We start from the raw sequence: 14,011 nt of genomic DNA, 5'->3' as shown, positions 1-14,011 counted from the left end.
AGCGGGGCCCGGTTCGGTTCCGTCGCGTTCGGTGACCGTCATCCGCCCACCGGGGCCGGTTCCCGAGGACCATCCGCGGTGCCGAGCGTCCTCGCCCGGCGGCCGATCCGGTCGGGAGCACCGTCGAGGACACCACCGGCCGGGTCGTCGTACCATCGGCCGTCGTTCCCGCGGCGGACGAGGTCGTCGCGCGGATGCCAGATCTGCCAGAGGACGACGGCACAGAGGACCAGCACCATCAGTCCGCGGAGCACGACGGCTGCGGTGAACCACTGGTCGGGAAGCCAGCGACGTTCGGCCTCGAGGAACAGACTCATCCGCGGCACCCAGATCAGGGCGTCGAGCGTCATCCAGGCCAGCAGCAGTCGAGTATGTGGAATGGCAAGCACGGCAAGCGGAACCAGCCACAGCGAGTACTGGGGACTCCACACCTTGTTCACCAGCAGGAAGCCCGCCACCGCGAGAAAGGTCAGTTGGGCCACGCGGGGTCGGTGCGGCGCGAGGATTCCGATCGCGGCCACCGCCGCGATCACGGCGACCGTCAGACCCACCGACAACGCGTTCAGATAACCGATGTTCCATGTGAAACCAGCCGAGTCGGCCACGATCCGGTAGATGGTGTCGGGGTCCGCCGACCGATCGCCGTTGAATCGGAAGAACTCCCACCACCCCGTCGGGTACGGGATCAGGATCGGCAGGTTGACCGCCAGCCAGGCGCCGATCGCCGTCGCAGCCGTGATCCCGAACTCGCGGACTCTCCCGCTGCGCAGACAGAGCGCACCCAGCACCACCAACAGGAGTGCGGGATACAGCTTCGCGGCCGCGCCGAGCCCGATGAACAGGCCGGCCACCCAGAACTTCTCCCGCGACCAGGCCAGCAGGGCCACCGCGACGGCCGCGGTGGCGATGGCGTCGAAGTTGGTGAACGCGTGGACGACGACGAGGGGGGACAGCGCCACCAGCCATACCGTCCACATGCGGGTTCGCGCGGTGAGGGCCGTCGCCCAGACGGTCACGAGCCAGAACGCCGCCAACGCCAGGGCGGCGATGGTGAAGAACAGCACGACGTCGAGCGCGCCGGGGACACCCCAGTTGGCCTCGGCCCAGACCCAGCCCTGCGTCAGCTGCGCCGCGCCGTACATGAACATCCCGGTGACGACCGGATACTCCATGTACCGCTTGATGGTCTCGCCTTCGGAGCCCTCCTGGAACCAGAAGTCGCGGTAGGGCAGCGCTCCCCGGTTGAGGCGTTCCGCCCCGAACAGGCTGATCACGTCGGAGTAGCAGAGGTTGGTGAACTGACGCTGATCGTCCCAGTCGAGCCGCATCTCGGCGCTCGCGCCGGCGGCCCCGGAGTCGGCCGGCGCCTGTTGCAGGCACCCGGCCTTGCCGAACCAGCCGAGCGCGAGTCCGCACAACGCGAGCGCGAAGAGCACCCGCAGCGGAGTCAGATGCCGGCCGCGCCCGATGACGGCGTGCGCCCCGACCGGCCCGCCGACGAGCGAACTCGCCTCTCGCACCAGACCGTCCGTGCGCGTCGGCAAGATGCGTGCATCGTCGACACACTGATCGCTCGCCAGTGGTGCAGGGCTGTCCCAGACGGGTTCAGAGCCGCTCGCCGCGGAGTCGGCCGGGTCCGGGTCAGCCGATGGGCGGTTCAGGGACTCCTCCGCCACCGTCTCCACCGCCGCCGGGTATGCCGCCGAGGTCGCCACCGTCGCCACCGCCGGCGTCGCCACCACCGTCGCCACCACCGGGGCTGTTCCCGCCGCCGGCGCCACCACCGCCGCCGTTGCGCGGAGCGCCCGGGATCGGGATCGTCACGCCTGGTGCGAGGGTGAGGTTGCCGTCACCGCCCTGGTCGGGGATGTCGAAGTTCGGTATGGAAGGCCCACGTCGGGGCTGCGACGGCGCGTACGTGGTAGCCGGTGCCTCATACGGCACTCCCGCCACGCCGCCGACCGATTCCGGCTCGGGGAACTGCTTGATCTCCTTGCCCTCGAGCGCGGCATCCATCGCCGACTTCCAGATCGACGACGGCAGGCCGCTGCCGTAGATCGACGCGCCGTTGTAGTTCGTCAGGGCGGTGCCGTCGCTGGTGCCGACCCAGACGGCGGTCGACAGCTGCGGGGTGTAACCGACCATCCACGCGTCCTTGTTCTGCCCCGTGTCGCCGAGCTGGACGGTGCCGGTCTTGGCCGCCGACGGCCGCGAACCGAGCGAGGAGTCGTAGAGCGAGTTGCCGTTGGAGTACGCCGCGACCGGTTCGAGGGCCGCGCTGACGTTGTCGGCGACCTTCGCGGGGAAGACGCGCTTGCCCTCGGTCTTGCGCTCGTAGAGGACCTGCCCCTCGGCGTCGACGACCTTCTGGACGAAGTGCGGCTCGTGGTAGACACCCGAGGCCGCGAGCGTGGCGTATGCCGAGGCCATGTCGATGACCCGGGACTGATACTGGCCCAGGACCACACCGCCCTCGGGCTCGCCGTTGGCCTCCTGCAGGGTGTGCTCGATGTTGCCGAAGGACTCGGCCACACCCGCGCGGTGCGCGGCGTCGGCGACCGCCCGGGCACCGCCGTCGAGGTCCATCATCAGGCGGTAGTACACCGTGTTGAGGGACATCTTCATCGCCGTCGCGAGGTTGCAGGTACCGCAGCTCTCGCCGTCGGAGTTCTCGACGGTGAGTCCGCCACTGGCCTGGAACGGTGCGGAGCTGTAGGTCTTCGACAACGGGATGTCCTGTTCGAGCGCCGCGACGAGCGCGAACACCTTGAACGACGACCCGGTCTGCAGGCCCGCCTGGGCGAGATCCCAGCCGCCCGGGTTGTCGCCGCCGTAGTAGCCACGGACCCCGCCGGTCTGCGGGTCGATGGACACCACCGACGCGAGCAGGTCGTCGGGTTCGCCGTTCAGCTCACCTTCGGGGCACTTGTAGATCCGGTTCTTGCGGCAGGCCGCCTGGACGACGCCGTTCTGGACCTGCGGGTCGATCGTGGTGCTGATCTTGAGACCGCCGGTCCGCAGTTGCTTGTCGGTGATGCCGATGCGGTTGAGCTCGGCGAGGACCTGTCGCTTGATGAGACCGTTGGGCCCGGGGGTCTCGTCGGAGTCGCTGACACGCGCCTTGACGGTCTTGGGGAAGATCGCGTTGTCGGCCTGCGCGCGGGTGATCGCACCGGTCGCGACCATGCCGTCGAGGACGTAACGCCAGCGCGCTTCGGTGACCTCACGGTTGGTGTCCGGGTCGTAGTAGGACGGTGCGCGGATGACCGCCGACAGCAGCGCGGCCTCTTCGAAGGTGAGCGGGTTGCGCTCGGCGCGACGCTTGTCGGTGATCGACTTGTTGAAGAACTTCTGCGCGGCCACCGCGACGCCGTAGGCGCCCCGGCCGAAGTAGATCGTGTTGAGGTAGGCCTCGAGGATCTTCTCCTTCGACCAGCCGTGCCGGTCGTTCATCTTCGCGGCGATCGCGAGCTCTTTGAACTTTCGGGAGTAGCTGACCTCGTCACCGACGATCGCGTTCTTGACGTACTGCTGCGTGATGGTCGAGCCACCGCCGGCGGTCTGGTTGCCGGTGATCTGACCGATGGCGGCGCGGGACAGGCCGCGGGGCGAGAAGCCGTTGTTTGTCCAGAACTCCCGGTCCTCGGCGGCGACGATCGCCTGCTTCATCGTCTCGGGGATCTCGTCGAACGGGACGACCGTGCGGTTGCCGTCGGGCGAGGTGACGTCTGCGAGGGTCCGCCCGGACGTGTCGACGATGGTGGCCTTCTGGCTCACCTCCGGTTCGGGGATCTCGGCGGTGAAGTAGGTGGCCGCGAACGCGATGATGAGCACCAGCACGATCGCCGGGACGATGGCGCCCACGATCCCCAGCGCCCACGCGAACCGTCGGTGTCGTGTCGCTGTCTGACTTCTGTTCTGACCGCCGCCGCCCGGACCGGGTCGGACTCCGGTGCGTCGCGGCGTGGGCGAAGAACCACGTGCCTCGCTCATCGTCCACCTTCCTACCGGGTCGCACGGACATTCGTCATCCGGCGAGCACGGTCAACTTCTCTGGCCTCGTGCCGCTCCACTGTGACAGCAGGCCACCGCCCCGGGCAAAAAACCGCAGGCCGGCGCGCTACTTGGCCACGCGTCGGGAGCGACGCGTGGTCTGCGGCGGCAGCCCGGCAACGTACGACTGGACCAGATGGTTCCAACTGCAGGTCCGGCACACCTCGACCACGTGCACCGAGAACTCCTCGGCGGTCGTCGCGAGCCGGGCGATCTCCTCGTTGCTGCGCGCCGACCCGCTCACCTGACCGAGCCGGTCGCCGAACACCCAGGACACCAGCGTGACCTGCTCTTTTCGGCAGATCGGGCACATCGTGGTGCTGGGCCGACCATGGAATTTCGCGGCGCGCAGGAGATACGGGCTCGCATCGCAGACCTCGGGAACCGCGGTCCGGCCCGCGTGGACCGAGGACAGCCGAGCGCGCCGCTGCAGGGCGTAGTCGACGATCTGGCGTTGCACGGTTCTCAGGGTACGTGGTCTCCGCCGGGGCGTCGGGCCGACGGGGTTCGGCACGCGGGTCCGATGGACCCACACCCGGGATGGTCGATCGCCGCGTGGTGGCGTCGTCGCGTGTCCGTCCTCCCGCCGACCGACCGCTCGTGGACACGGTTATATCGGTGCGATACATTGGCAAACACATCGGAACGAGGTGTCGGCTCGTCAGAGCGTGCCGGCACATCGATCCGAGGAAGTAGTGACAGTCATCGGCAGGACCGCGAAGGGGGTGGCGAAGTGCTCGAGTTGGCCATTCTCGGACTGCTTCTCGAATCCCCCATGCACGGCTATGAGCTGCGCAAGCGGCTCACCGGCCTGCTCGGCGCCTTCCGTGCGTTCTCGTACGGATCGCTCTACCCGACGCTGCGTCGCATGCAGGCCGACGGCCTCATCGACGAACCGGAGACGCCCCTGGGCGTGAAGGTGCGGCGAGGCCGGCGCGTCTACCAGCTCACCGACGCGGGCCGGGAACGGTTCGCGGAGCTGGTCGCCGACACCGGACCCCAGAACTACACCGACGACGGTTTCGGTGTGCATCTGGCGTTCTTCAGCCGCACCCCGGCGGTCGCGCGCATGCGCATCCTCGAGGGACGCCGGCGGCAGGTCGAGGAGCGTCGAGAAGGGTTGCGGGAGATCGTCGGGCGGTCCAACCGGGCCGTCGACCGGTACACCCGTCAGCTGCATCAGCTCAGCCTCGAATCCAGCGAACGCGAGGTCCGCTGGCTCAACGAGCTGATCGCGGCCGAGAGCTCCCAGCAGGACGGGTCGCCAGACCCGTTCGACGGACAGTTCGACGACGACCTCGCCGACGGCGAACGGTCACCGTTCGATCCGGGGCGGCCCACGGCCTCCACCGGACGAGCCGATGACGAACATCAAGACCCGGACTCGACGCCGAGCCGGGACGAACAGCTCGACGAACCCGAGCAACGGAAAACACCGGTTGCGCAGCGAACGACTGCGATGCCGCGAGAAGAAGGAGAACCCGACCATGGGTGAGCCCAATAAGGTGCGCGTTGCCATTGTGGGCGTAGGAAACTGCGCTTCATCCCTGGTGCAGGGCGTGCAGTACTACAAGGACGCCGACGAGAGCTCCACCGTTCCCGGCCTCATGCACGTGAAGTTCGGCCAGTACCACGTCCGCGACGTCGAGTTCGTCGCCGCGTTCGACGTCGACGCCAAGAAGGTCGGCTTCGACCTGTCCGACGCGATCTTCGCGAGCGAGAACAACACCATCAAAATCGCCGACGTGCCGCCGACCGGCGTCACCGTCCAGCGCGGCCACACTCTCGACGGCCTCGGCAAGTACTACCTCGAGACCATCACCGAGGCCGACGGCTCCGGTGTCGACATCGTCCAGGCCCTCAAGGACAACGAGGTCGACGTCCTCGTCAGCTACCTCCCGGTCGGGTCCGAGCAGGCCGACAAGTTCTACGCCCAGTGCTGCATCGACGCAGGCGTCGCGTTCGTCAACGCCCTGCCGGTGTTCATCGCCTCGGACCCCGAGTGGGCCCAGAAGTTCGCCGACGCCGGTGTCCCGATCGTCGGCGACGACATCAAGAGCCAGGTCGGCGCCACCATCACCCACCGTGTGATGGCGAAGCTGTTCGAGGATCGCGGCGTCACCCTCGACCGCACCTACCAGCTCAACGTCGGCGGCAACATGGACTTCAAGAACATGCTCGAGCGTGAGCGTCTGGAGTCGAAGAAGGTCTCCAAGACCCAGGCCGTGACCTCCAACCTGAACGGTCCGCTGGCCGGCAAGATCGCCGACAAGAACGTCCACATCGGCCCGTCGGACCACGTCGAGTGGCTCGACGACCGCAAGTGGGCCTACGTCCGCCTCGAGGGTCGCGCCTTCGGCGACGTGCCGCTCAACCTCGAGTACAAGCTCGAGGTCTGGGACTCCCCCAACTCGGCCGGCATCATCATCGACGCCGTGCGCGCCGCCAAGATCGCCAAGGACCGCGGTATCGGCGGACCGGTCATCCCGGCCTCGGCCTACCTGATGAAGTCCCCGCCGAAGCAGCTCGCCGACGACGTCGCGCGTCAGCAGCTCGAGGAGTTCATCATCGAGGCCTGAGTCTCGTCTAGAGATTCCACTGAACGTCCCCGTGTGCCGGAGTTCCGGCCGCACGGGGACGTTTCTCATCTGCTCGTCGCGAACCACCCCCGGCGGGCATCCGGGTTCCCACAGGTGGTGAGCCCGAGTGCACACTCACTGTGAAACGTCGATCCAAATGGCGAGTTCATCCGGTGACTGCGGATTCTGAACCACACTCTGGAAGCGGAAACCACACGTCGACAAGGCATCTAATTTGGCGCGATTCGCCGTCGGCGATTCGTAGAACCCCATCACAAATCTTCCGCCCGGAGCGGTGAGCGCGTGGACGCTCCGCAGCCACCGCTGGTTCGCGGCTTCAGCGAAGTCGATGTTGTCACCGACTGCCCAATAGACCAGATCGAACTGGCGGGGGAACCCCTCACCCACCACATCGCTCTGGCCGACCAGACCAAAGTTCTCCGGAACCTCTGAGAAGATCCGACGCGCCTCCCGGAGACGGGCGGCATCGATATCGACGCCGAAAGGGACGATGTCGTGCGGGGACCAATTCTGAAGGCATTTGAGGAGAAACCCGTTGGCGCAGCCGTAATCCAGCAGCGTGCCGGGCCGCGGAATGAGTCCGGCGAGGAATCGCCTGCTGTACTCCCATGCCTGCAACATCTCCGATCCGCTCTCTGGCAAGGAGATCCCGCTTCCCTCCAACAAATGGCGTAACACCTCGTCGTCGGAGACGAGGGACGCGAACGAATCGGTCGACACGTCAGCCCGACTCACCGGGCATCTCCTCGAGTGTCCGACACAGCCGACGGGCCGGCTCGACCCACATCCGGTCTCCGCTGGTGGTGGCGTGGGCATCGTGAAAGTAGTCCAGATTTCGAAGAACCCAGTTGCATCTGACCTCAGCCGGGGGATGGGGATCGTAGGAGAGGCGATCATCGCGTTCGACATCGGTCGCGACTGAACGCATCATGGTGGCGTAGCCCCGGAAGAACTCACGCATCGCCTGCTGCCCAGGCGATGCATGACTCGTTGCGACCGCCGCAGCCCACACCCCGAGGTGGTCACAAAAGACCTCGTTGAGTGCGCGACCGGCGTCGATTGCGTACTCCAGCCGGGACATCGGATCAAAGAACGCCTTGTCACTCTGGTCGATCAGACTGTGCAGCCAGGCGGCCACCCGCCGGAGGTCTGACACCGTCATCGTTGATTGCGAGTCATCTCCGAAGTCGACCTCGGTGTGAAGGTCGATCGAATGGGCGAGTTCGTGTCCGACTATGCAACCGAACGTCCCAAAGCTGGCGCCCGGCGCACCGTTGTCGGCGAGGAAGGGTTCGTCGAGCAAGCCCCACGGAAGCAGGAGTTCCCCGCGACCCCGGTGGTAATACCCTGTTGCGCTGTACGCCCTCGCCGGGTCCCAGGCGGCGGCTTCCCGCCAATGCCGAGTTGCTCGCACGGCGGCAGCTTCAGTTCGAAATGCGTTGCGCACATTCTCATACGGGTTGTCCGAACACCGAAACTCCGCGGCAACCGGTCTCGCCTCCGGGAGACCGACTCGGATGGTGACCCGCTCGATCTGTTCGGCCAGATGGCGTCGGCCACCGTCTGAGAGCGGAAGATGACAGAGAATTTCCAGGAGAGCATTCCGGACATCGAGCGCGATCGACATCGCCTGCTCGACTCGGGATTCAGTGACGAAACGTTGTCGATACCTCTCCAGAATCTCCTTGGCGTAGAAGCGTTCCGTCAGCCGTTGACAGGCGAGCAGTCGTGCATCGGGGCTATCGCCACCCCGCAGTTGACCGTAGCGGCACCGGATCACTCGTGATCGCAACCACTCCCGAACGGCGGCGAGCGGGTGCGCGGTGAGTGCGTTCGCCACTGTCTCCACCGCTTCGACGTCCACGACCTGCACGTTCAGTTGTTCGGTCAATGCGACGCCCTGGATGTCGAGCCATCCGGTCCAGTCGAAACACGGGGCTCGATCGCAGAGGTCGAGGACAGAAACCCTCTCAGTTCGGTCCGCACTCCGGGTCCGGCATGCGTGAGCGAGGTCGAGCGAGAGGGCACTTGCCTGTGTGTCATCACAAGTAAACTGGTTCTGCGCTACGCCCGGGCCCGACCCACGGTCGTCCGTCTCGCCGGGAACCGTCCTCACGATCAGACGATTTGGCTTTTCCCCCGATTCGAGAATTGGTTCCGTTCGGACCGTGAGTTCCAGCGCGGCGGTCACACCCATCTCGTAGAGCTCGGCGAGCACACGGGGAAGGTCGGACGGCTCCCGCAGGGTGGATACAACCTGCAGCTCCTCGGCGCACACGATGTGCGGATCGACCAACGGATCCGATGCACTCATCGCTGCGGACCAGAATGTGAAGACAGGCGTGTCCTTCAGCTCGCACGCGATGGTATCTCGCACACGACTCTCGGCCATTCTCCATGCGTCCCTGAATGATCCGTCGATCGACACGTTCGGCGGCATCACGTGCTGATCGATCCAATCACCGTTCACATGACAGTAGAAGTCATCTCGCGGACCCACGCCCACGACCTTCACAACGCGGTCTCCGCTGCCTCCAGAAGCGATCGGTACGCTCGGGCCCTCGCTTCCCCATGCAACTCTGAAAGCTCGATTGCCATCCGCGCATACACATCACGGCGATAGTGGAAGCCGGTCGGATCATCGGGCGAGGCGAGTTGACCGACGCCGTCCACCATCGCACTCATATCGACAAAAACCAGGTTCGAATGCTTACGCACCTCAGCCGCCACGGCTTCGTTCAGTGTCTTATTGCGACGGTACTGGTCATCACCCGATGGATAGCTGACATCCCGGCACAGCTCAGGACCACCGATCAGAGCGACAGTGGTGTCGGAGCAGAGCTCTGCCAACTTCGCGACGTATCCCGTCAGTTCACTGGCAGTCAGCGCTGGCCCATGCATGAACTCGCCGAGATATGTTGTCCTACACATTGACTGGCCCAACCAGTGGCCCCATTCGGCGTCGTCGCTGTACGCAGTCAACCGGATGTACTCCGGCGCGCACACTTCGTCGGGATCCTCCGGATGCCGAATGGTGCTACAGCTGTAGTCGACCCACAAACTGATCACGACGAGATCTGCCTCGGCCCAGTCGCCGACCGAGGGGATCGCTCCGATCCAGGGTATCTGCTTGACTCTCAACGACTCTTCACCGTACGCGGCTGCACCCACGAGTAGCGGCAGGCTGCTCTGACCGTATTGCTGCACACCGTCGGCACTGGTCAGCCCACTGACGAGAACGTCCAGATGCTCGCTGGGTGGCCACATCGCGGCCACAAGATCCATGTCGCAACCACCGACGAGACAGACCTGACTCAGGACCGGTGGCGGATGGTCGGCCTCCGCAGGCTCCACGATGGACGAACAAGGCCCGAAGAACTCGTCGACACCCGAGATCCAGTCGACCTCTCGGCCGAACTCAATCAGGGCCGGGTGATCGACTGTCACCCCGAACTCGGTGCGAATCCTGTCGGCGACAGCCTCGACAACTCCTTGGTTGACCACCCGGCATGACCAGAGCAGGTGCTTCACCGACACACTCGGTTCCACCACCAGGTATCCACACAGTCCGTAGTCGCCGAACCTGTCGGCCACGCGGAAGGCCCGGGACACGAGTCCCCCATCGCGACTTAGCTCTTCGACGGCCTCCGGGTCGATCCGACTCGATGTGAGGTTGAGCCGGTTGCTGCGTTGCGAGAGTTCAGCGATTCGTCCGCTGTTGGCCACTACGTCAACCGGAGTGACGGTGATTCGACTGTCCCGCAGGAACGGGACGAGGTCGTTCCCAGGTGAGTTGGCCCGGTGGGATTCGAGTGTCTTCCATCTGCGCTCCAGCACACGGTAGTGTCCGAGTCGTTCGGTACCGCTCGATTCGTCTCCCCATGAATCGAGATCAGCCGTCTCAATGTCGTTGGGAGCCAGCGTCGTCACGCCCAGATCGGCCGCAAGACGTTCGCGCACCCGCAGATCATCGTCGACCACGACCACCGACTCGGCTGCGACATTGAAGAATGCGAGCATTCGGCGGATCGCCGATGCTTTGTCCTCCCACGATATCTGTTCGAACACGATGTAGTCGGCAAGCCCGTGCTGTTCAAGCCACCGGCGGGCCTTCGCGGTCTCGTTGTACGAGCAGATCGAGTTGACCAGCCCTCGCTCGGTCAAAGCCGGCACCAGCTGAGCTCCCTGACGAAGTTCCCCCGCAACGCTGTCGTCGATCACGCCGTCCCAAAGGGTGCCGTCGATATCCCAGATGATCACCTTGGGCCGGAGGTCGGCAACGACGAGCTTCGCCCTCCGATCGCGGGGATCAGGCATCTCCATCCCGCCGGTAGGTGGCGATGACGGTGTAACGGAACGTGTTCGAGCTTACTTTCGTCACTTCGTGGCCTCCGGGCACATCTATGTTCATGATCAGCGCATCACCGAACCGCAGCGGAAGTCCCACGAAGGCCTCCCGATCACCGTCGGTGAACCGTAGTTCGCCGCCGGCCGTCGGCGCCACGGTGCAGCCGAGCACCGCACGGTAGGACCCGGTCGACGACGAACCTGCTCGATCGTCATGGTCGGAGTGATTGCGAATCGAATCGCCCTCCCGCAGCCGGTGGGCTTTGACGGCCTCCAGGACGACGTTGGTGCCGAATCGACTCTGTATGAGCTCGGGAATCTCCTGCGTGAGAACAGTGTCGAGCCGGGACTTGACAACAACCTCCAGATCCCGCCGATCTTGATCGCCGAATGCACCCGATCCGCGAAGCCATTCGCCCTGACTCAGCTCCGGATACTGTTCCGCCGCTGCGTTCCTGGTACCCGTCGATCGATAGAGCACCCACGGACATGCGTCGGTCGAGTCACCTGCCACCGCCACCACATCTCGGCCGTCGCGGGCTTCCGGTGGTGCGGGCTCAAGTCTTTCTACATTCTGTCCGAGCCACGATCGGAGTTCGTCGGACAGCGGACCCAGCACACCGTTCTCCAGGCCGGCTGTGACCTCACGCACCCATCGGGATTCCCGTTCGCGTGCTTCCTCGTTCTGCTCATCGGACACGCCGAGCGAAAGGGCCCGCCCACGGACCTGGGCGGCTCGCCCGAACGAGATGAGCCCGTGGATGACATCGGACAGGGTGCGGGTCACACCCGGTTTCCACGGGACAGGCATCGTCAGCTCGGACTCCGGAAGCACTCCGCCGAGGATCTTCTCGGCCGCATTCATCAGTGCATGCGCTTCCTCGTGCGCGAGGCAGGCCACCAAGTCCACCGGAGTCCGTCGAAAGGACGAGTACAGCACGAAGGGCGCGGCTTCATCCGTACCCGCGTTCGAGGTGTGCTCCCCACGCTTCAGCGGAACGACATCAGCCTGATAGCGATCCATAAGCGTCGGAACAAGTTGGTGCGCCATGTCGGCTGCCGCAATGATCTCCTCGTGCGCAGTCTCCCAACAACCCTCGGGTGCGAGATCGAACAGCGACTTCGAACGGGGAAGCCGGTACGCACTCTCGAAGGCGTCGACTCGCAGGCCGCCGGTTCTCGGTCCGGACCGATACTCCCCGTGCACAATGCCGGACTCTATACGGAGCCCCGAATCGGAGTTCAGTTCGAAGGCGCCGATAGACGGTAGGGAAACCACCGGCCCGCCCTCGGCACCGCGTGAGAGCAGGTCGGTGCGGAAGCCATCGGCAACATACGAGCTACCCGAGAGCACAGCGGCTGCCGCCCGGAATCGCTCAAAATCGGCTGCGAGCTCCTCGAACCGGTTTGTGTCGTCTACTCGTATCGCACTGTGAACCGATGTCATCCAGATGTACCCCGCGCCGTAGCCGACCACGTGCGGCGCCATCTCGAGTACCTCGAAGATCGTTCTCGACAGCTCCGGGAACGGAACCTCGAGACTCTGGGCGAGAGTGCGGAATGACCCGCGAATCCGTCCGCTCAGGAGGTCGAGCACACCCAAAGCCCGCTCTGGACGGACGTCGAGGTCAGCGAGTTCGGTCCAGATGTCGTCACTCGCTCGGTCAGTTCTCAAGTCGCATCCTTCTCAGACGCTGAACAATGCTGTGTACAAGTCGATCTCGCTCCACCTGATAGTTCGCCCACGTGACATGCGGCCCGCGCCGGTTGATCAGTAGATCCACGGCCGGATGCTTGCTACGCGGGCCGAGTAGTGGACGCTGTCGAACTCTGGGGTGCGCGGTATCGGTCGCCAACTCGGCACATACGGTCTCAAAGAGCTTGACCAACGCCTGCTCGTGAACGTCGCTGAAGCTGACCACACCTACGTAGCATTCTGTGTAGTCCTCGCACGGCTCACGCGAGACTCGATGGCCGTCGCAACTGGAGTACGTGACCAGATTCCACTCGGTGACCAGTTCGACAACAAGGCTAGTGACCGCAGGCTCCAAGCACTCTAGAAACTCCGGATGGTTCCGGGAGACCGAGGCTCCTTGGCCCCATGCGAACGTCCCTTCGGGACGCACACGCCCGTCGGCGTCGGCCACGAGCGAACGCGACAATCTGTTTCGCTCGTGATCTCCCTCCAACCACGATTCCAGGAAGGAATCGATGTCACTGAGGTAGTTGAATCCTTTCTGCGCGCGCAGGACCCATAACTCCGACTTCTCACCGGAAGACGTCACATCGGAGCGACGTGCACTCACCAGGAAGCCGGCGTCCCGTGCGATCTCCTCGAACTCGTCGTCCGTCAGAAGCAGCGATTTCATCTGTTCCTCGAATATCGCTGTGCCGTCCCGTCGTACCACGAACCGGTGGACCAAAGATTCATCAGCGAGGTGGCATTGTTCGGTGATCGATGTCCCTTCGACCGCTGCCCAGACCCTCTCCCCAGCGGTGATCGAGAACTGCTCCACCACAATGACACCGAAGTCCGGCATCGCACTCCGGATGTTCCGGAGATCAGACCGCAACCCGTCATGCGACTCGTTGATGAACAGGATGTGCGACAACGCGACAACCACGTCGAATGCGCCTCTCACCCCGATGTCGCTGAGCGAGTCGCCTACGACACGTACCGCCGGATGCAATGCTCTCGAGATCCGCCTGAGCGTGCCGGATGTCTCGAATCCGACCACTTCGCTCGCACCGCGCCGGTGGATCTCGGCCGCGTACCTCCCGCAGCCACTCCCCAGGTCCGCGACGCGTTTGCCGTCGACACCCCCGCAGGAGTCGATGAGATCGCGGATCAACGCCGCGTCGTTGTCGGGTCGCATCTGCGATGTGCCGACCACCGTCATCACAGCCCAGAAGTCATGCGCCGCGATTCCCTCGTCGAGGGCCGACTTCACCAGAGCGCTGGGGATGCCAAGCGCGTCCACGACTCGATCATCGGGACCGAATTCGTCGAC

10 protein-coding genes are annotated in these 14,011 nt (G+C 64.8%); 2 read left to right on the top strand and 8 right to left on the bottom strand.

All coding sequences use genetic code 11. From position 1 onward, the window contains the following. Positions 1-38: 38 nt before the first annotated feature. The 3 genes from JW364_RS12015 to JW364_RS12005 form a co-directional block, all read right to left on the bottom strand. Complete coding sequence (locus tag JW364_RS12015) at positions 39-1,685, bottom strand: glycosyltransferase 87 family protein (protein WP_205333634.1); 1,647 nt, start codon at positions 1,683-1,685, stop codon at positions 39-41. Next, complete coding sequence (locus tag JW364_RS12010) at positions 1,642-3,993, bottom strand: transglycosylase domain-containing protein (RefSeq protein ID WP_205333620.1); 2,352 nt, start codon at positions 3,991-3,993, stop codon at positions 1,642-1,644. The genes JW364_RS12015 and JW364_RS12010 overlap by 44 nt, the downstream gene beginning before the upstream one ends. A gap of 127 nt (positions 3,994-4,120) precedes the next feature. After that, a complete protein-coding gene (locus JW364_RS12005) occupies positions 4,121-4,513 on the bottom strand; it encodes a DUF5318 family protein (RefSeq protein ID WP_159371695.1) in 393 nt (130 codons plus the stop codon). Between the two features lie 273 nt (positions 4,514-4,786). On the opposite strand from JW364_RS12005, the gene JW364_RS12000 reads away from it, so the two are divergent. Both JW364_RS12000 and JW364_RS11995 read left to right on the top strand, forming a co-directional pair. Beyond that, positions 4,787-5,548, top strand: a complete 762-nt coding sequence (locus JW364_RS12000) for a PadR family transcriptional regulator (protein ID WP_078112529.1) — start codon at positions 4,787-4,789, stop codon at positions 5,546-5,548. Continuing rightward, positions 5,541-6,632: an inositol-3-phosphate synthase gene (locus tag JW364_RS11995; RefSeq protein ID WP_065629492.1), complete on the top strand. Its 1,092-nt coding sequence runs from the start codon at positions 5,541-5,543 to the stop codon at positions 6,630-6,632. Before JW364_RS12000 ends, JW364_RS11995 begins: the two co-directional genes overlap by 8 nt. Positions 6,633-6,767: 135 nt before the next feature. Here the strand turns inward: JW364_RS11995 and JW364_RS11990 are convergent, their stop codons facing one another. The 5 genes from JW364_RS11990 to JW364_RS11970 form a co-directional block, all read right to left on the bottom strand. After that, a complete protein-coding gene (locus JW364_RS11990; RefSeq protein ID WP_171011644.1) occupies positions 6,768-7,388 on the bottom strand; it encodes a bifunctional 2-polyprenyl-6-hydroxyphenol methylase/3-demethylubiquinol 3-O-methyltransferase UbiG in 621 nt (206 codons plus the stop codon). Beyond that, entirely contained in the window at positions 7,375-9,045 is a 1,671-nt protein-coding gene (locus JW364_RS11985) for a M13-type metalloendopeptidase (RefSeq protein WP_176455905.1), read from the bottom strand. The genes JW364_RS11990 and JW364_RS11985 overlap by 14 nt, the downstream gene beginning before the upstream one ends. 119 nt (positions 9,046-9,164) lie before the next feature. Continuing rightward, positions 9,165-10,970: a hypothetical protein gene (locus JW364_RS11980; RefSeq protein WP_137810158.1), complete on the bottom strand. Its 1,806-nt coding sequence runs from the start codon at positions 10,968-10,970 to the stop codon at positions 9,165-9,167. Continuing rightward, a complete protein-coding gene (locus tag JW364_RS11975; RefSeq protein ID WP_139363003.1) occupies positions 10,963-12,675 on the bottom strand; it encodes a 2OG-Fe(II) oxygenase in 1,713 nt (570 codons plus the stop codon). The genes JW364_RS11980 and JW364_RS11975 overlap by 8 nt, the downstream gene beginning before the upstream one ends. Beyond that, the gene (locus JW364_RS11970) at positions 12,665-13,981 is read right to left on the bottom strand and encodes a hypothetical protein (RefSeq protein WP_078112523.1); all 1,317 of its coding nucleotides are present in this window, start codon (positions 13,979-13,981) and stop codon (positions 12,665-12,667) included. Before JW364_RS11970 ends, JW364_RS11975 begins: the two co-directional genes overlap by 11 nt. Positions 13,982-14,011 lie beyond the last annotated feature (30 nt).

This window comes from Gordonia sp. BP-119, from assembly GCF_016924115.1.
GTDB classification, from domain to species: domain Bacteria; phylum Actinomycetota; class Actinomycetes; order Mycobacteriales; family Mycobacteriaceae; genus Gordonia; species Gordonia hongkongensis.
This window is presented reverse-complemented; position numbering and strand designations above follow the sequence as displayed.

What these genes read in the sequence shown, in the direction of transcription:
- JW364_RS12010 (WP_205333620.1), bottom strand. Translation starts at nt 3,993, where the DNA reads ATGAGCGAGGCACGTGGTTCTTCGCCCACGCCGCGACGCACCGGAGTC.
- JW364_RS11995 (WP_065629492.1), top strand. Translation starts at nt 5,541, where the DNA reads ATGGGTGAGCCCAATAAGGTGCGCGTTGCCATTGTGGGCGTAGGAAAC.
- JW364_RS11985 (WP_176455905.1), bottom strand. Translation starts at nt 9,045, where the DNA reads ATGGCCGAGAGTCGTGTGCGAGATACCATCGCGTGCGAGCTGAAGGAC.
- JW364_RS11980 (WP_137810158.1), bottom strand. Translation starts at nt 10,970, where the DNA reads ATGCCTGATCCCCGCGATCGGAGGGCGAAGCTCGTCGTTGCCGACCTC.